The sequence below is a fragment of the Geobacter hydrogenophilus genome (assembly GCF_018501225.1).
Classification (GTDB): domain Bacteria; phylum Desulfobacterota; class Desulfuromonadia; order Geobacterales; family Geobacteraceae; genus Geobacter; species Geobacter hydrogenophilus.
The window spans coordinates 30765-48961 of the sequence record NZ_JAHCZI010000007.1 but is presented as its reverse complement, the minus strand read 5'-3'; the positions used below and the strand labels follow the sequence as shown (position 1 = coordinate 48961).

Here is an 18197-nt window from a genome sequence, read left to right as displayed (position 1 = left end):
TGTTCAGATCGTGCGGCTGTCGTAAGCCCAGTGCAATAATGCCTGGCGCTGTTTTCTCCGGCAATTCAGATCCCCCGGAACACAATTCAACGTCAGCTGCGCAATATGTCTTCTCATGGCTTTCCACCTGCCGATCTGCCGGGCATCATCCGCACATCTCCTCCCCATGAAGTAACGGCAATACCACTGGAACCACCCCCGGGGGTCTTCGTGATAGATCCACCCCCTGGCCCGCCAGTAGGATAATGGCTTGGAGGCGTTGACGCCGAAATGGTTCAATTCGGGAACGTGGCGTTCGTGACAGAGCCTGGCGTGGGTAAACCAATCTTCAGGAAACTCTTTCGTGCAGTCAGTCATGTACTTCCCGCCGAAAACGCCCAGCTCAAGCATCTCCTTTGGCGTCAGTTCGGGCTTGAATTCCGGATGGAAATTCATGCCCATCGGTTCTGACAGGGTATAGATGTAGTTCCTCTGCATGAGGTCGTCCACGACTACGTTTATTGGGTCCATGGTCCGTCTCTTTTCTGCTGCAGCCCCTGCGGATAGCGTTTTTACCAACCTTGCAGCAAACGAGGTGCAGGGCTCACACATGGTTGCGCAGCATCAGCTCGGCCGGATGAGGCGACAGGTAGTACTGCTGATGCAGGTAGCTCTGGCCGTACTTGCCGACATAATGCTTCAACAGGGTAAGCGGAACAATGAGGGGGACCAGTCGGTCGTGATATTCCTTGATTACCCCGAGCAACTCTTCCTTTTCAGCAGGGCTCAGATCCCGCTTGAAATAGCCCATGATATGCATCAGCACGTTGGTGTTCTTCTTGACCGTGGCATGCAGGGCAAGGGCCTTCATGAAAAGCGCTTCGTAGCGTTGGGCCAGCTCGGACCATCTCATCTCCTTGCCGTGCGCCACCAGGCTTCCCATTTCCCGGTAGATGCTGGTGCTGTGAGCCAGGATAAGCAGCTTGTGACGGGCATGGAAGGTCACCAGGCGGCCCAGGTCGGGACTGTCCAGCAGGAAATCCTTCCAGCGGCGGCAGCAGAAGATCCGCTCGATGAAATTTTCCCGGATGGCCGCGTCATTGAGCCTCCCCTCTTCCTCTACCGGAAGGAGAGGGAAATGCTTGACCACTGCTGCGGCAAACAGGCCGCTGCCGCTCCTGGCCGGCATCCCCTCATTGTAAACCTTTACCCGAAACAGGCCTGAACTGGGGGAATCTTTCTTGAAGATGAAACCGCACAGCTCTTCATCGGCCAATTCCGTGACCTTTTGCTGGCAGAAGGCGCGCATCTGTTCAGTCTTATCGATTCGGGTCTTGTTCGTCACGAGCCGGGGATGCTCGGGGTCACCCTCAAGGCGCATTGCCTCGCGAGGGACCGGCATGCCGCAGCCGACCTCCGGGCAGACCGGAACGAAGGTGAAGAACTTGCCAAGTACGTCGGTTATGTAACGATCATGCTTGTGGCCGCCGTCATAGCGCACCTTCTCTCCCAGAAGGCAGGAACTGACGCCAACCTTTATCGGTCTGTACATGGCATATCCTTGGATAACGGTATAATCGCCTCAGGCATAAACATCCTCCCACACCTCGCTATCCTCGGGCCACGGCGACTCTTCGGCAAACTTCACCGCATCGGCCAGCGTCACCAGGGCCTGCTGCCGGATACCCTCCAACTGGGCCTCGGTGGCTATCTCCTCCTCCACCAGCCGGTTCGCGAAGGCCGGGACGGGGTCGCGGCTCTTCCACAGCTCCACCTCGGCAAGGCTGCGGTATTTGCCCGGATCGGCCATGGAGTGCCCCCGGAAGCGGTAGGTGATCGCCTCGATGAGGAAGGGGCGATTCTGCTCCCGCACCCACTCGGCCGCCCACTTGATCGCCTCGTACACCGCTATCACGTCCATGCCGTAGACCCGCTCCGACGGGATGTCGTAGCCGCAGGTCCGCCGGTGGATGTCGGGGAGTGCCGAGGCCCGCGCCACCGATGTGCCGATGCCGTAGCTGTTATTCTCGCAGACAAAGAGGACCGGCAGCTCCCAGAGCCGGGCCCAGTTGAGGGATTCGTGGAAAGTCCCCTGGTTCGCGGCACCGTCGCCGAAGAAACAGGCGACGATCCGCCCCTCCTTCCGGAACTTGGCGGCAAAGGCGAGCCCAACGGCGATGGGGAACTGGCCGCCGACGATGGCGTATCCCCCCATGAAGGAGAGGTTCGGGTCAAAGAGGTGCATTGAGCCCCCCTTCCCCTTGCAGATGCCGGTCCGCTTCCCGAAGAGCTCGGCCATGACCCGCCGCGGCTCGGCCCCCCGGACGATGGCCTGGGCGTGCTCCCGGTAGGCGGAGAGGATGTAGTCGTCCCGGTGGAGGCCGGCAGTGGCCCCCACGGCCACGGCCTCCTGGCCGCTGTAGAGGTGGAGGAAGCCGGTGATGTGCCCCTTGGTGTACTGTTCGGCGCACGACTCCTCGAACTCGCGGGAAAGGACCATCTGCTCGTACATCCTGATGAGTTCGGCATCGGGAAGAATGGCGCGGAGTTTCGATTCCATGGGGACCTCGCTATCCGGGCGGGTAGTGCCCGCCCTGGGGGCAACCTCGGTAAGTTCAGCGTATTCTTTCAACCTGGGCCTGCTCCAGCAGGCTGTCGATGTGGAGCTTCATGCGCTGGGTTTCCGCCACGATCCGTTCCAGGCACTGCTCCCCCCCTTCGCCGATCTGCCCGGCGTGATCTTCCGCAAGGATGCGGCTGAAACTCTCCATGTGCCGCAGGGGGGCCCGCAGGTCATGGGAGACCGAATAGCTGAAGGACTCCAGTTCCCGGTTGGAGTTCTCGAGCTGCACCGTCCGGTCGGCTACCCGCCGCTCAAGGTCGGCGTTGAGGCGGCGCAACTCGTCCTCGGCACGCTGCCGCTCCCGGATTTGAGCCTCCAGCTGCCGGTTGGCCTTCTCCAGGTCCGCCGTCCGCAGGAGGACCTCCTGGCGAAGCTTTTCCGGTTGCCTCAGCATGAGATAGGCGAGAAGCGCCAGGATGCCGCTGATGCCGCCAACCATGAGGTATTCCACGTAAAGGAACGGGGAAGTCTGCCAACCCTGTTTCGGCGCCACGGCCAGCTTCCAGGTGCCGTTGGGGACGTCGATGGTGCTTTCCACCGGCGCCCGGAGCGGCCCGTCGGAGTGGGCAATGGATTCCCATCGGCCCGTGTCCGGGTTGAGCCTGGTGAGCTCATACCCGTACCCCCCCTTATCGAGGGCATCCAGATTGCTTGCGGCGAGGAGGTCCGGGAGGCGCATCAAGACATTGACGAGGCCCCAGAAACGCTCCCCCTTATCCGGTTCGGAAAGAAATACCGCCAGCCTGCCAACGGCTCCTACCCCCCCCTGCCTCAGCTCGAAGGGGCCGGCAAGGGTCATTTGCCGGCTCTCGATCGCCCGCAGCGCCTCGGTGCGACGGAGGGGATCGCTGAGGAGGTCGTGGCCTATGGCCTTTTCGTTGCCGGCAAGGGGATAGATAGTGGTAATGACCCCTGCCGGGGCGAGTTGGAGGCTGCTGATGCCGCCGTAGGTCCGGATCAACTCGGCGGCGAGGGCATCAAAGTCCTTAATGGAGCCGGCCTGGCGCAGGATGGCGGCAAGGGCGCAGGTGGCGGAGAGGGAGCTGGATATCTGACGTTCCAGCGAATAGGCGGCGCCCGCGGCGAGCTGGGCCACGTTCCGGCGCTGCTCACGGCAACGCCCTTCTTCCACCTGGCGCACGAAGACCAATCCGGCTCCCAGGAACAGAACGAAGAGCAGGATCGCCCCCCGTATCGGACCGCCATTCTTCATGGCCGCATCATCCTCCCCACGCCACCACTCTTCACCCCAGGGTAAAGAAGAAGGTGGCTCCACGGCCGACCGACCCCTCCGCCCAGATCCGCCCCCCGTGGCGAAGGATTATCCGCCGCACCGTGGCCAGACCGACGCCGGTCCCCTCGAACTCCGCGGCACTGTGGAGCCGCTGGAACACGCCGAAGAGCCGGTCGGCGTATCTCATGTCGAAGCCGGCGCCGTTGTCCCGGACGAAAAATAACCGCTCCCCCTCCTTGGCCTCCACCCCGAACTCGATCAGCGCCCCCTCTTTTCCCCCGGTATATTTCCAGGCATTGCCCAGGAGGTTTTCCAGGACAACCCGCAGAAGCCCCGCACCTCCCGGCGCCACAACCCCGTCGGCAATGCGGAAGGTCACGGAACGGCCAGGATCGCCCCCCTGGAGATCCGCGGCGATTTCCCGGGCCATGGCGCTAAGATCGACGCTCTGGCGAACCAGTTCGCCGCCGCTCACCCGGGACAGCTCGAGGAGATGGCCGATGAGTTCTTGCATCCGGTCACCGGCCTTGCATATCCGCATCAGGACCTGCATGCCGTTTTCGTCCAGGGAGCCGGCGTGCTTCTCCCTGAGGGTCCGGGTAAAGCCTTCAATGGTGTCCAGAGGCGCCCGGAGGTCGTGGGAAACCGAATAGGTGAACAATTCCAGTTCCTGGTTGACGGCCGCCAACTGGGAGGTCCTCTCGGCAACCCTCTGCTCCAGATCGGCATTGAGGCGCCGAACCTCCTCCTCGACCCTGGTCCGCTCCCGGACCTCCTCTTCAAGCCGGCCCCTGGCCCCTTCGAGCTCGGCCGTTCGTCTCGACACCTCGCTGCGCAACAGTTCCGGCTGGCGCTGGATCACGTAGGCGAGGCCACCGAGAGCCAGACTGACCAGGATAACCGTGGCGCCGTACAATACCTTGTCGGATACCGTGAGCCACCCCGCCGTCGGCGACACCGAGAGCACCCACCTGCCGTTGGGAACATCGAAGGTGAACTCGACCGGTTCCTTCGGCAACGTGCCTCCCCCCCGGGCAAACGCTATTCTTTCGCCGGTATTGGGGTGTACCCGGCACACCTGAAACACGTAACAGTTCTTCTCAAGGAGGCTCAGGTTGCTGGCATCCATCAACGCCGGCAATCGGATAATCACGGCGGTGAACCCCCAGAACCGCTCCCCCCCCTGGCCATCGGGAAGAAACACCGCCTGCCTGCCGACGACTGCGGTCCCCCCCTGTTTCAGTTCAAAGGGACCGTCAAGGGAAAGCCGGCGCGACTCAATGGCCCGCAGTGCCTCAAAGCTGCGAGCGGGATCCTTGAGGATGTCGAACCCGACAGCCTTTTCGTTGCCGGCCAGGGGATAGACCTGGGTTATGACCCCATCGGGCACCAGCTGGAGGGCACTGATGCCGCCGTAGATTTTGATAATTTCGGCCGCCAGAGCGTCGAAATTCTCTATCCTGCCGTTTTGCCGTAGGATCGCGGCAAGGGCGCTGGTGGCAGACAGGGAGCGGGAGAGCTGGCGCTTAAGGGAGTGGGCCGCGTTGGCGGCAATCTGGGACACGGTCTGGCGACGCTCCTGCTTTCGTTCGCGAACCAGCTCTCCGGCGATCACCGCGCCGATCCCCATGAAAAGGGCGAACACCAACAGTGCCCAGAGGGTCGCCCTGTTCAATCGCATCGGCTTTTCCCCGCTTCACTCTCCATCGTCCTCCCTTTCTCCGTCGGCCCTCTCACCTCTTATCCCTCCGACCCTCCTTTTTTCACAAAGTTCAGCGTTCCCCCGGCCAGAAGCTCCTGCCGCTGCCGGTCGGAGACCTCCAGAATGGTGACAATCTCCCGTCCGCCCACCTTCACCGGTATCTCGGCGGCGCCGGAGGCCACGAGCCTCCTGACGTCGGGGAAGACCAGGCGGTCCCCCTGCTTCACCAGGTCATAGTCGGCGGGATTTTTGAACGTGAGGGGGAGGATGCCGAAGTTCACCAGGTTCGCCTTGTGGATCCGGGCGAAGCTCTTGACGATCTTGGCCCGGATGCCGAGGTAGCGCGGCGCCAGGGCCGCATGCTCCCGGCTCGACCCCTGGCCGTAGTTCTCCCCGCCGATGACGACGCCGTTCCCCTTCTCCTTGGCCCGCGTGTGGAAATCCGGGTCCAGCTGCTCGAAAACGAACTGGCTGATGGCCGGGATGTTGCTCCGGAAGGGGAGCACCTTGTTGCCGGCCGGCATGATGGTGTCGGTGGAGATGTTGTCCCCCACGGTGATGATGACCTCCGCCTCCAGGGTCTCGGGGAGCGGGTCGAAGTCGGGGAAGGGGATGATATTGGGGCCAGTGACGATCTCCATGTTCTTCGCCTCCTCCGGCGGAAGGGGGAAGATGATGCTGGAGTCGTCCAGGACGTACTTCGCCGGGTTCTGCACGCTGGGCCACGGCATGAGGTCGCCCAGCTTGCGGGGGTCGGTCACCACGCCGAAGAGGCCGGCGGCGGCCGCCGTCTCGGGGGAGCAGAGGTAGACTTTGTCATCCTTCGTGCCGCTTCGCCCCGGGAAGTTGCGGGGGAAGGTGCGGAGGCTCACCTGGTTGGTCCCCGGCGCCTGCCCCATGCCGATGCAGCCGAGGCACCCGGGCTGGTGGATCTGGGCCCCGGCCAGGAGGAGCATCATCACCCCCCCTTCGGCCGCCACGTTTTCCAGCACCTGTCGGCTCCCCGGGTTCACGTTGAAGGAGAGGTGGGGGGCGATGCGCCGGCCGTCCAGGATGCGGCAGACGGTCATGAGGTCCCGGAAGGCGGAGTTGGCGGAACTCCCCACGAGCACCTGGTCCACCTTCAGCCCCTCGATGTCGGCCACCCGCACCACGTTCCCCGGCGACGAGGGGCAGGCAATGAGGGGCTCCACCGTGGCAAGGTCGATCTCCTCGTATTCGTCATAGGCGGCGTCCGGGTCGGCGGCAAGCTCCTGCCAGACCCCGCCGCGCCCCTGGGCCTCCAGGAACTCTCGGGTCCGGTGGTCCGAGGGGAAGACGGAGGTGGTGGCCCCCAACTCCGCCCCCATGTTGCCGATGATGGCCCTATCGGTGGCCGAGAGGGTCGCCACGCCGGGGCCGTAGTACTCGATGATCTTCCCGACCCCTCCCTTCACCGTGTGGCGGCGGAGCATCTCCAGGATCACATCCTTGGCCGAAACCCAGGGCTGGAGCTCTCCCGTGAGCTTCACCCCCCAGATCTTCGGGCAGGGGAGGTAGAAGGGATGACCCGCCATGGCCAGGGAGACGTCGAGCCCCCCGGCGCCGATGGCGATCATGGCGAGGCCGGCGGCGGAGGTGGTGTGAGAGTCGGCCCCGAGCATGGTCTTGCCCGGCACGCCGAAGCGCTCCAGGTGCACCTGGTGGGAGACCCCGTTCCCCGGCTTGGAGACATGGATGCCGAACCGCTGGGCCGCGGTCATGAGGAAGATGTGGTCGTCGGCGTTGCGGTTGTCGGTCTGGAGGAGGTTATGGTCGATGTACTGGGCCGACAGCTCCACCTTCACCCGGTCGACCCCCATGGCGATGAACTCCAGCATGGCCATGGTGCCGGTGGCGTCCTGCAGGAGAGCGTGGTCGATCTTCAGGGCGATCTCGGTGCCCGGCTTCAGCTCTCCCTTGACGAGGTGCGCTTCAAGAATTTTCGTTGCGAGATTCTTACCCATGGGAACCTCCGTGTTCACGCATGTATCGCCCGCTTCTCCACATCCAGGGCCGCCTCTTTCATGGCCTCGGAAAGGGTTGGATGGGCGTGGAAGGTCATGGCGATGTCGGCGGCGCTGCCGCCGTAGGTCATGACCGTGACCGCCTCGGCGATGACATCCGAGGCCCGGGGGCCGATGACGTGGATGCCGAGGACCCGGCCGGTGTCGGGGGTGGCGAGGATCTTCACGAACCCCTCGGTCTCGTCCATGCACCTGGCGCGGCCGTTGGCCATGAAGGGGAACCTGCCGACGCGGTATTCGACCCCGTCCGTTTTCAGCTCCTCCTCGGTCCGCCCCACGCCTGCCGCCTCGGGCCACGTATACACGATACCAGGGATGTAGGCGTAGTCCACCACCGACGCCTGGCCGGTAAGCCGCTCGGCAAAGACCTCCCCCTCCGCCATGGCCTTGTGGGCGAGCATGGGGCCGTGGATCAGGTCGCCGATGGCGTAAATCCCCTGAAGGGATGTCTGGTAATTGTCATCCACCGCGATCCGTCCCGCCTCCAGCCGGACTCCCAGATCCTCCATGCCGAGCCCCGCCGTGAGGGGACGCCGCCCCGCCGCCACCAGAACCCGGTCGCAGACGATCTCCTCCGTGGCGCCCCCCGCTTCCACGGTGACCGCCCCCTTCCCGTCCCGTTTGGCGAAACCGGTCACCTTGGTCTCCATCCGGAAAGCGATCCCCTGCTTCTTCAGGGAGCGCATCAGGGTGTCGGCCACCTGGCCATCGGTGTTGGGGAGCATCTTGGGGAGCATCTCCACCACCGTCACCTGGCTTCCGAGCCGCCGCCAGACCGAGCCGAGCTCCAGGCCGACGTATCCCGCCCCAACCACCAGGAGATGCTCCGGCACCCGGTCAAAGGAGAGGGCTTCCCGGGCGCTCACCACCAGTTCACCGTCAAAGGGCATGAACGGAATCACCGCCGCCTCGCTTCCCGTGGCCAGAAGCACCCGCTTTCCCCTGAGCTGCTGCGTCCCCTCGGATGCCGAAACCTCAACGCCGTGGGCTCCGTCCCGCGCGCCCGTGAGCCGGGCCGTCCCCTGCACCCGGGCAATCTTGTTCTTCTTGAAGAGGAAGGCAACCCCGTCGGTCAGCTTCTTCACCACGTCGTCCTTGCGGGCCATCATCCGGGCAAGGTCGAGCCGTGGCGGGTCGATGGCGATGCCGTGGCCGGCGAACCTGTCCCGGGCCAGGGCGAAGAGCTCCGAGGAATCCAGGAGCGCCTTGCTGGGGATGCACCCCTCGTTGAGGCAGACCCCGCCCAAGGCCTCCCGCTTCTCCACCACCGCGACACTCATCCCCAACTGGGCCGCGCGGATGGCGGCCACGTACCCGCCGGGTCCGGCGCCGATGACAATGAGGTCGTAAAGCTCTTCAGACATGGAATCCTCCCGGAATGATTGTAGTATCCGCTACTGAAATGCGAAGCAGGCCGGCGGAAGAACTACTTCGCTCCCGGCCGGTAGATGATTTCGAACGTCCCCCCCTGAATGCGGTTCCAGACCCCCTTGTCCGGGGAATACGCCGGATAGGCCGGGGCAATCGCCTCCTTCAGATGGGGCACGGAAAACCGGAGGCCGAACTCCCCCTGGTCGAGGATCACCCCCATCCCTTCAAGATGCGCTCCCCCATCGGCAGCGCCGCCCGAAGTCGCGGCACGGGGCGCCGCAATGAACGGCTCCAGGGAGCGGATCTCGGTGGGGCGTCCCGGCAGGGCAACCAGTTGCCGGAGCACGTCGCGGGCCCCCCCGCTCCCCTGGCGGGACGCCTTGCCAAGCCACTCCATGGCTGCCACCTTGTCAACCGGAACCCCATCGCCGGAGAGAAGGAGGAGGCCATAGGCGTACTGGGCCTCGGCATCGCCACCGGCCGCAGCCCTGGCGATCCAGCGGGCGGCTTCCTTCTGGTCCTGCTTCACCCCCGCGCCTTCGTGAAAGAGGGTGCCCAGGAAGTACTGGGCCCGGACGTGTCCCCGCTCCGCGGCGATTTTCATGAACCGGACCGATTCGGCGGGATTGCGCGCAACGCCCGCGCCATCGAGAAACATCAGGGCAAGCCGGAAGGCGGCGCCGGCGTCACCCCGTTGCGCCGCTCCCCTGGTCCGGGCAAACTCCTGTGCCGCCGGTGTTTTGCCATTCCTGCCGACCCGGGCCGATGCCGACGGATCAGGGGTGGCCAGGAGAAGGACTGCCAGCACCGTGCAGGTCACTGCGGCGGCCAATCTACCCTTCAAGAAAGAGCTCCTCGGGCTCCTCCACATACTCCTTCACCTTCTTCAGGAACCCCACCGCTTCGCGGCCGTCGATGATCCGGTGGTCATAGGAGAGGGCCAGGTACATCATGGGACGGATAACGATCTGGCCATCGCGGACCACGGGGCGCTCCTGAACGGCGTGCATGCCGAGGACGCCGCTCTGGGGCGGGTTGAGAATGGGAGTGGAGAGGAGCGAGCCGTAGACCCCGCCGTTGGAGATGGTGAAGGTCCCCCCCTGGAGGTCCGACAGCTCCAGCCGGTTGGCCTTGATCTTATCCGCGAACCCTGCGATGGTCGCTTCGATCTCGGCGAAGGAGAGCCGGTCCGCGTCCCGGAGGACCGGCACCACGAGCCCCTTCTCGGCCCCGATGGCGATGCCGACATGGTAGTAGTGGTGGGAGACGATGTCATCCCCCTCGATGGAGCCGTTTACCGCCGGATACTCCTTCAGGGCCTCCACGCACGCCTTTACGAAAAACGACATGAACCCGAGGGAGACGCCGTGCTTCTTCTGGAAATGCTCCCTGTACTTCTTCCGCAGTTCCATCACCCGACCCAGGTCCGCCTCGTTGAAGGTGGTGAGCATGGCGGTCTGCTGCCGCGCCGCCAGGAGCCGCTCGGCGATCCGCCTGCGGATGGGGGTCATGGGGGTGCGGGTGACACGCTCCGCCTCCGCCGCCGGCTCCTTCGGCTGGGGCGGTGCAGGGACCGGGAGAACAGCGGGTGCCCCAGAGGCAAAAAGGGGTGGCTGCGCGGGAGCTTTCTCTTCAACCTTTTCCGCTCCTTTCCCCTCACCCTTCAGCAGGTCGTCCACCGTCACCCGCCCCCCCCGTCCGGTCCCCTGCACCGTCTCTGGGCTGATCCCCTTCTCCTGGGCCAGCTTCCGGGCCGCCGGGGACAGGGGAGGCACCTCCTTCGGGGCTTCGGGCTTGGCAGGTGCCGGCGCTACCGTTGCCCCCTCAGCGATGATGCCGATGACGGAGCCGATCTTCACCGTGGTCCCCTCCGGCACCATGATGGTGAGCACACCGTCGGCCCCGGCGTCGATCTCCATGGTGATCTTGTCGGTCTCGATCTCGCAGACCGGCTCGTCTTTCCGGACCGCCTCGCCGTTTCTCCTGAGCCACTTCCCCACCAAAGCTTCGAAGACCGATTCGCCCACCGACGGGACCTTGATTTCCATACCGACCACCTTTCACATCCTGCGTGCGCACGTTCCGTTCGCCAGCCTGAGGCCTGAAGCCCTTTCCCCGCAGCCTACCCCCCACACCGTGCCGGCACCGGCTGCAGGCGCCAGATATCCCCGTTGTACTCCCGGATGGTCCGATCGGTGGAAAACTTGCCGCTGGAGGCGCTGTTGATGATGCTCATGCGAGTCCACCGGTCACGATCCTTGTAGGCGGCAGCGGCCCTCTCCTGGGCCATCACGTAGCTGCGGAAATCGGCGGCAACCATCCAGGGGTCGTGGGGGGTGGTGATGGCGCCGATGATCGGATCGAACAGCCCCGGCTCGAAAAGATTGAAGTGGCCGAACGTCAAGAGGTTCATGACCCGCCCCAGATCGGAGTCTGCTTCAATGATGGCACCGGGGTCGTACCCCCTGCGCATCGTCTCCACCTCTTCAGCCGTGAGGCCGAACATGAAGAAGTTGTCGTCCCCCACCTCTTCCCTGATCTCGATGTTCGCCCCGTCCAGGGTGCCGATGGTCAGGGCGCCGTTCATCATGAATTTCATGTTGCCGGTGCCCGATGCCTCCTTCCCGGCGGTGGATATCTGTTCCGACAGGTCGGTGCCGGGACAGACAACCTCCATGGCCGTGACCCGGTAGTTGGGGAGAAACGCCACCTTGAGCCGGTCCCCCACCTGGGGATCGCCGTTCACCACCTGGGCGACGTTGTTGATCAGCTTGATGATGAGCTTGGCCATGAAGTAACCGGGGGCCGCCTTGCCGCCGATGAGGACGCACCGGTTGGTCCAGTCGGCGGTATCGCCCCGCTTGATCCGGTCATAGAGATGGATGACGTGGAGAATGTTGAGGAGCTGGCGCTTGTACTCGTGGATCCGCTTCACCTGCACATCGAAGAGCGACTCCGGGTTGAAGGTGACGCCGCATTTATCCTGGACAAGGGCCGCAAGGCGCTCCTTGTTGGCCAGCTTGACTCCATGCCAGCGGTCCCGAAAGCCGGGATCGTCGGCGAATTCGGCGATTTTCCGGATCTGCTCCAGGTCCGAAACCCATCCGTTGCCGATGGTCTCGGTTATGAGCCGGCCCAGGCCCGGATTGCACCAGGCGAGCCAGCGCCGCGGCGTGACCCCGTTGGTCTTGTTGTTGAACTTGTGGGGCCAGAGCTCGTAAAAATCCCGGAACAGCCCCTGGGCAAGGAGCTGTGAGTGGAGGGCGGCGACCCCGTTCACGGAAAAACTGCCGACGATGGCCAGGTAAGCCATCCGGACCTGGGGCACCGCTCCCTCCTCGATGAGGGACATGCGGCGCAGGCGTTCGTGGTCGCCGGGCCAGCGGCTGGCGACCTCGGCAAGGAAGCGGGCGTTAATCTCCAGAATAATCTCCAGAAGGCGCGGCAAAAGCTGGGCAAAGAGGGAGAGCGACCACTTCTCCAGGGCCTCGGGGAGGAGGGTGTGGTTTGTGTAGGCCATGGTGCGGGTGGTGATCCGCCAGGCCTCCTCCCACCCCATACCCTGCTCGTCCATCAAAAGGCGCATCAGCTCCGGCACGGCGCAGCTGGGGTGGGTGTCGTTCAGTTGGAAGCAGTTCTTCTCGGCAAAGTCGCTGAAATCCCCCTTGCTGATCACGACCCAGCGCTCGATGACATCCTGGAGGCTGGCCGACGCCAGGAAATACTGCTGGCGCAGCCGAAGCGCCTTGCCGCTCTCGCTGGCGTCGTTGGGGTAGAGCACCATGGTGATGTTCTCCGCCTCGTTCTTGGCGGCGACCGATTCGGTGTAGCTGCCGGCGTTGAACTCGCTCAGGTTGAAGGCGTCGGTGGCGACCGCCTTCCAGAGCCGCAGGGTATTGACCGTGCCGTTGGTGTACCCCGGCACCGGCGTATCATAGGGAACGGCCAGCACGTCATGGGTATCGACCCACCGGACCCGGAAACCGCCGTCATCGGTCCCGTAGCGCTCCGTGCGTCCCCCGTAGCAGACCCGCTGGGTGTACTCCTGGCGCTCTATCTCCCAGGGGTTGCCGTTGCGCAGCCAGTGGTCCGGCTCCTCCACCTGGTGGCCGTTCACGATCCGCTGCCGGAACATCCCGTACTCGTACCGGATGCCGTACCCCATGACCGGCAGTTGCAGGGTGGCGCAGCTATCGAGGAAACAGGCCGCCAGCCGCCCCAGCCCCCCGTTGCCAAGCCCGGCGTCGATTTCGGCCTCGGCCAGGTCTTCCATGGCAATGCCCAGGTCCATGAGGGCCTTCGACGTTGCATCGGTGATGCCGAGATTCAGCATGGCATTACCGAGGGCCCGCCCCATGAGGAATTCCAGCGACAGGTAGTAGCCCCGCTTGCAGTCGGCATCCAGGCAGGCGTAGCGGGTGTTTTTCCAGTCCTCCATAAGGCGGTCCCGGACCGCGAGGGCCAGGGCCTTGTAGTGGTAGTGGACCGACCGGCAGAACTTGTCGCGCCCCAGGTTGTAGGTATAGTAGTGGCGGAAATCATCCATCAGGCTCGGCACGTCCCGCGGCAGGGGGGGGAGGTCGGTAAGCCCGGGGATGTGTACCGTCTTTCCTCTCTTCTTCTGAATCATCACTGCAAGCTCCTATCGGCGTTTATTTCCCTCTACTCGGCCTGTGGTACCACAACAATGCCGGATTCGGTTACGGTATATCCTCGACGGCGGTCTTCCTCATGGTCGTAGCCAATGGTGGTCCCGTCGGGAATGATGATGTTCTTGTCTATGATCGCCCTTCTGATCTTCACGTTTCTGCCGACATTGACGTTCTCGAAGAGGATCGAGTCCTCCACCATGCTGTAGCTGTTGACCTTGGTGAGCGGACCGACGATGGACCGGCGCACGACGCTCCCGCTGGTTATGCAGCCGGCGCAGACGTAGGAGTCGATGTTCATGCCGCGGCGGCCATCCTCGTCGAACACCGTCTTTGCCGGCGGGTAATTCCCCTGGTTGGTCAGGATGGGCCACTTGTAGTTGTAGAGGTTCAGCTGCGGGGAGACATGGATCAGGTCCATGTTGGCCTCGTAGTAGGAATCGATGGTCCCCACATCCTTCCAGTACCCTTTTTCCTCGGGCTTCATGCCGGGGATCAGGTTGTCGTTGAAGTTATAGGCGAAGACCCGATCCTTTTTCGCAAGCATCATCGGGATCACGTGCTTGCCGAAATCGAGATCGGCATGGAGCTTTTTCCCCTCCTGCAAAACCTCGATGAGCCTTCTTGTGGAAAAGATGTAGTTGCCCATGGAGGCAAAACAGGTAGCCCTCCCGGGAATGGGGACGGGATTGGCCGGTTTCTCTTCAAAGGCCGTCACCCGGTTGTCATCGTCAACGGAAAAGACCCCGAACCTCCTGGCTTCGGCACATGGCACCTCGAGGGCGGCAATGGTGATGTCAGCCCGGCTCATGCGGTGGTAATGGATCATCTGGCTGATATCCATCCGGTAGATGTGGTCGCCGCCGAAGATGGCAACATAGTCAGCATCGGACGATTCGATGAACCGCAGATAGTGATAGATGGCATCGGCGGTCCCCTTGAACCACTCCTCGCTCTCGCTGCTCGTCTCGGGCGATATGGCCACGAAGAACTCGCCGAGACCGGCCCATTTCCCCCATGATTCCCTGATGTGCTTCATCAGGGAATATGCCCGGTACTGGGTCAGGACATACACCTTCTTGATCCCCGAATTGAACATGTTGCTCAGAACGAAATCGATGATCTTGTACTTCCCGCCAAAGGCCACGCCGGGCTTCGGCCGTCTCAGGGTCAGGGGGGTGAGCCGCTCCCCCTTTCCACCTGCCAGAACCATCGCTATCGTATTCCCCGCAAGATTGCCCGTTACATACATGATGGTACCCTCCTTCCTCACAATGTGCATACACATGAACTGCTCGCCATAAAACGGTCAATCGCCGGGTTTGCCGGAGGAGCCCCGTCCGGGGCCCGCTCCGAGCGCTTCCTCCACAATCCGCTCCTGCTCCTCCCCGTGAAGCCGGTGGGAACCCACCGCGGGGACGTCGTTTTCCGGCCGCCCCACGTAGCGGGGCTCCGCTCCGAGAATCTCCGCCAGGTGCGGCCGGATGAAGCTCCATGCCCCCATGTTCCGGGGCTCCTCCTGGACCCAGGCCACGTCCTTTGCCTGCGGGAACCGCTCCACCATTTCCCCCAGGAGGTCAGTCCGCAGAGGGTAGAGCTGCTCCACCCGGACAATGGCCACATCCTCCCGGCCATCCTTCTCCAGCCGCTCCAGAAGATCGTAGTAGACCTTTCCGCTGCAGAGGAGAAGCCGCCGCGCCTTGTCGGAGGCGGCACCGGAGACGATCACCTCCCGGAACCCTCCCTCCGCCAACTCCTCCAACCGGGAGATGCAGCGGGGGTGGCGCAGGAGGCTCTTGGGGGTGAATACCACGAGGGGCTTGCGGAACGGCTGTTTTATCTGCCGCCGCAGGAGATGGAAGAGTTGCCCCGGGGTGGAGGGGTAGGCCACCTGCATGTTGTTGTCGGCGCAGAGCTGGAGATAGCGCTCGATCCGCGCGCTGGAGTGTTCGGCCCCCTGCCCCTCGAAGCCGTGGGGGAGGAAGAGGACGAGGCCGCTCACCCGCTGCCACTTGGACTCGCCGCCGGCAATGAACTGGTCGATGATGACCTGCCCGCCGTTGGCGAAGTCGCCGAACTGGGCCTCCCAGATAACGAGAGACTCGGGAGCCTCCACCGAGTAGCCGTACTCGAACCCGAGAACCGCAAACTCGGAGAGCATGCTGTCCCAGGCATGGAATGTGGCCCCTTCCGCCGCCACACCGGCAAGGGGGACGTGGTGCGCGTCCGTTGCCATGTCGTAGAGGAAGGAGTGGCGGTGGCCGAAGGTCCCCCGCCGGGAATCCTCGCCGGAGAGGCGGATAGGGACCCCCTCGGCCAGGAGCGTGGCATAGGCGAGGGTCTCGGCGTTCCCCCAGTCAATTCCCTCTCCCCGTTCCACCGCCTCCCGCCGTTTGTCCAGGAGGGCCGCCACCTTCGGATGGGGGGTGAAGCCGTCCGGGATGGCGGCGAGCCGGCCGGCCAGATCCCGCAGGATCTCCTGAGAAACGCCAGTCTCGACCGTTATCGGGGCGTATTCCCGCCGGTACCGCTCCCACTTCCCCTCGAAGCCCCCGGGGACGGGGCCGAGTGGTGCAGCAAGGGCCGCGTCGAGGCGCCGCCCCATGGCTGTTGCCCGAGCGTCGATCTCCTCCCGGCCGATCCCCTCCTCGGCCAACCGGGAGGCATAGAGATCATGGACCGGTGACCGATCCTTGATGAGGCTGTACATGGCAGGCTGGGTGAAGTAGGGCTCGTCTCCCTCGTTGTGGCCGTGGCGGCGGTAGCAGATGATCTCCACCACCACGTCGGCGCCGAAGGTTTGCCGGTAGTCCAGGGCAAGCCTGACCACGTGGACCGCCGCCTCCGGGTCCTCGCCGTGGACATGGAAAACCGGCGCCGCCACCATTTTGGCCACGTCGGTGGCATAGAGGGACGAGCGTGCGTCGACCGGGAGCGTGGTGAAACCGATCTGGTTGTTGATGACGATGTGGAGGGTGCCGCCGGTCCGGTACCCCTCCAACTGGGAGAGATTGAGGGTCTCGACAACCACCCCCTGGCCGGCGAAGGAGGCGTCACCGTGGATCAGGACCGGGAGCACCCGCTTGTCGCTCCCCGTCCCGGCGGCGTCCTGGCGGGCCCGGCATTTCCCCTCCACCACCGGGTCCACGGCCTCCAGGTGCGAGGGGTTGAAGGCCATGGTGAGGTGGATGGAGCGTCCCGGGGCCACCTCCCGGTCGTGGGAGAACCCCTTGTGGTACTTCACGTCGCCGTCCCCCACGATACCCAATTCGGCGTTGTCGGCAAACTCGGCAAAGATGTTCTCCAACGGCTTGCCGAAGATGTTCGCCAGGACGTTCAGCCTCCCCCGGTGGGCCATCCCCAGGATGAGGTCGGTGACGCCGTGCTCCGCGCCCCGCTCCACCGCCGCATCGAGGAGCGGGATGAGAGTCTCCCCCCCTTCGAGGGAAAAGCGTTTCTGCCCCGGGAACTTGCGGTGGAGGAACTCCTCGAAGAGGGCCGCCTCCTGGAGCGTGCCAAGGATGCGGAGCTTCTCCTCCCGGGAGACGGCGGGCCGGTTGCGGACCGGCTCCATCCGCTCCATGAGCCAGCTCCGCACGGCGGGATCCTGGATGTGCATGAACTCCACCCCCACGGAGCGGCAGTAGGTCTCCCGCAGGGTGTCGAGAATCTCCCGCAGCGTCGCCTCTTTCTTCAGGAAGCGCCGGGGATGGAAGGTGCGATCGAGATCTTCTTCGCCCAGGTCGTAGCGGTCCAGGGCCAGGAGCGGATGCTCCAGCTTGCAGGGGGAGAGGGGATCGGTGCAGGCCAGGAGGTGCCCCAGGTCCCGGTAGCGGTAGATGAGGGAATCCACCGCCGACTGTTTGGCGGCAAGCTCGGGGGGGAGGGCTTCCGCGCCGGGAATGCCCCCCCCCAGTTCGTACCCGCTGAAGAAGGCATGCCACTGGGGGGAAACGGCGGCGGGATCGTCACGCCACCGCAGGTAGAGTGATTCTATGAATTCCGGGTCGGCGCCGGGGAGAATGGTCATGGGTACTTCCTCTCGACGGGATAACGCCGAAAGTATAGCAGAGGGGGGTGGGGTTTCAAACAGAAGCTGCCAGGGACCGTCCTCCTGTCATCCAGTCTTTTCCAGCTTCAGGGAGGCCGAGTTGATGCAGTAACGCTTGCCGGTGGGGGCTGGGCCGTCGTCGAACAGATGCCCCAGATGGGCGCCGCAGGACGCGCAGTGGATCTCGGTCCTGTTCATGCCGAAACTGGCATCAGGTTCTGCCTCAATGGTTTCTTGATCTGCGGGAGATGTGAAGCTGGGCCACCCGCTGCCGGAGTCGAACTTGGCCGCGGAAGTGAAGAGTTCGGCACCGCAGCAGACGCAGCGGTAGACGCCTTCCTCGTGGCAGTCCCAGTAGGCGCCGGTAAAGGCTCGCTCCGTCCCCTTGCGACGGGTTATCTCGTACTGCTCGGGAGTAAGCCGCTCACGCCACTCGTCATCGGATTTCACGATCTTTTTCTTCATGGGATCACCTTTCCATGGCCGGTTCGCAATCCACGGAAAGGATACCACGTTCTGCCGATTCTACAGGGAGAGGGGGGT

13 protein-coding genes are annotated in these 18197 nt (G+C 63.9%); all 13 read right to left on the bottom strand.

Annotated elements, in window-relative coordinates:
• Positions 1–3: 3 nt before the first annotated feature.
• Positions 4–510 (bottom strand): hypothetical protein, encoded by a 507-nt coding sequence (locus tag KI811_RS12160; protein ID WP_214186751.1) that lies wholly within the window; start codon positions 508–510, stop codon positions 4–6.
• Positions 511–583: 73 nt separating this feature from the next.
• A complete protein-coding gene (locus tag KI811_RS12155) occupies positions 584–1531 on the bottom strand; it encodes a YbgA family protein (protein ID WP_214186750.1) in 948 nt (315 codons plus the stop codon).
• Between the two features lie 30 nt (positions 1532–1561).
• Positions 1562–2539 carry a pyruvate dehydrogenase (acetyl-transferring) E1 component subunit alpha gene (gene pdhA, locus KI811_RS12150; protein WP_214186749.1) on the bottom strand — a complete coding sequence of 326 codons (978 nt, stop codon included), beginning with the start codon at positions 2537–2539 and terminating at the stop codon, positions 1562–1564.
• A 55-nt stretch (positions 2540–2594) separates the two neighbouring features.
• Positions 2595–3815 carry a CHASE domain-containing protein gene (locus KI811_RS12145; protein ID WP_214186748.1) on the bottom strand — a complete coding sequence of 407 codons (1221 nt, stop codon included), beginning with the start codon at positions 3813–3815 and terminating at the stop codon, positions 2595–2597.
• 31 nt (positions 3816–3846) lie between these two features.
• Complete coding sequence (locus KI811_RS12140; RefSeq protein WP_214186747.1) at positions 3847–5517, bottom strand: ATP-binding protein; 1671 nt, start codon at positions 5515–5517, stop codon at positions 3847–3849.
• Between the two features lie 59 nt (positions 5518–5576).
• Entirely contained in the window at positions 5577–7523 is a 1947-nt protein-coding gene (locus KI811_RS12135) for an aconitate hydratase (RefSeq protein ID WP_214186746.1), read from the bottom strand.
• Between the two features lie 14 nt (positions 7524–7537).
• A complete protein-coding gene (gene lpdA, locus KI811_RS12130; RefSeq protein WP_214186745.1) occupies positions 7538–8947 on the bottom strand; it encodes a dihydrolipoyl dehydrogenase in 1410 nt (469 codons plus the stop codon).
• 62 nt (positions 8948–9009) lie between these two features.
• Complete coding sequence (locus KI811_RS12125) at positions 9010–9798, bottom strand: tetratricopeptide repeat protein (RefSeq protein WP_214186744.1); 789 nt, start codon at positions 9796–9798, stop codon at positions 9010–9012.
• Positions 9788–11002: a 2-oxoglutarate dehydrogenase complex dihydrolipoyllysine-residue succinyltransferase gene (gene odhB / locus KI811_RS12120; protein WP_214186743.1), complete on the bottom strand. Its 1215-nt coding sequence runs from the start codon at positions 11000–11002 to the stop codon at positions 9788–9790. Before odhB ends, KI811_RS12125 begins: the two co-directional genes overlap by 11 nt.
• A gap of 74 nt (positions 11003–11076) precedes the next feature.
• Positions 11077–13584 (bottom strand): glycogen/starch/alpha-glucan phosphorylase, encoded by a 2508-nt coding sequence (locus tag KI811_RS12115; protein ID WP_214186742.1) that lies wholly within the window; start codon positions 13582–13584, stop codon positions 11077–11079.
• A 32-nt stretch (positions 13585–13616) separates the two neighbouring features.
• Complete coding sequence (glgC, locus tag KI811_RS12110) at positions 13617–14855, bottom strand: glucose-1-phosphate adenylyltransferase (protein WP_214186741.1); 1239 nt, start codon at positions 14853–14855, stop codon at positions 13617–13619.
• Between the two features lie 57 nt (positions 14856–14912).
• Positions 14913–17633 (bottom strand): 2-oxoglutarate dehydrogenase E1 component, encoded by a 2721-nt coding sequence (locus KI811_RS12105; RefSeq protein ID WP_214186740.1) that lies wholly within the window; start codon positions 17631–17633, stop codon positions 14913–14915.
• An 87-nt stretch (positions 17634–17720) separates the two neighbouring features.
• Positions 17721–18119: a peptide-methionine (R)-S-oxide reductase MsrB gene (msrB, locus tag KI811_RS12100; RefSeq protein ID WP_214186739.1), complete on the bottom strand. Its 399-nt coding sequence runs from the start codon at positions 18117–18119 to the stop codon at positions 17721–17723.
• Between the last annotated feature and the right edge of the window lie 78 nt (positions 18120–18197).

Coding starts and splice junctions, on each gene's coding strand:
- KI811_RS12160 (WP_214186751.1), bottom strand. CDS start 510: ATGGACCCAATAAACGTAGTCGTGGACGACCTCATGCAGAGGAACTAC.
- KI811_RS12155 (WP_214186750.1), bottom strand. CDS start 1,531: ATGTACAGACCGATAAAGGTTGGCGTCAGTTCCTGCCTTCTGGGAGAG.
- pdhA (WP_214186749.1), bottom strand. CDS start 2,539: ATGGAATCGAAACTCCGCGCCATTCTTCCCGATGCCGAACTCATCAGG.
- KI811_RS12145 (WP_214186748.1), bottom strand. CDS start 3,815: ATGAAGAATGGCGGTCCGATACGGGGGGCGATCCTGCTCTTCGTTCTG.
- KI811_RS12140 (WP_214186747.1), bottom strand. CDS start 5,517: ATGCGATTGAACAGGGCGACCCTCTGGGCACTGTTGGTGTTCGCCCTT.
- KI811_RS12135 (WP_214186746.1), bottom strand. CDS start 7,523: ATGGGTAAGAATCTCGCAACGAAAATTCTTGAAGCGCACCTCGTCAAG.
- lpdA (WP_214186745.1), bottom strand. CDS start 8,947: ATGTCTGAAGAGCTTTACGACCTCATTGTCATCGGCGCCGGACCCGGC.
- odhB (WP_214186743.1), bottom strand. CDS start 11,002: ATGGAAATCAAGGTCCCGTCGGTGGGCGAATCGGTCTTCGAAGCTTTG.
- KI811_RS12115 (WP_214186742.1), bottom strand. CDS start 13,584: ATGATTCAGAAGAAGAGAGGAAAGACGGTACACATCCCCGGGCTTACC.
- glgC (WP_214186741.1), bottom strand. CDS start 14,855: ATGTATGTAACGGGCAATCTTGCGGGGAATACGATAGCGATGGTTCTG.
- KI811_RS12105 (WP_214186740.1), bottom strand. CDS start 17,633: ATGACCATTCTCCCCGGCGCCGACCCGGAATTCATAGAATCACTCTAC.
- msrB (WP_214186739.1), bottom strand. CDS start 18,119: ATGAAGAAAAAGATCGTGAAATCCGATGACGAGTGGCGTGAGCGGCTT.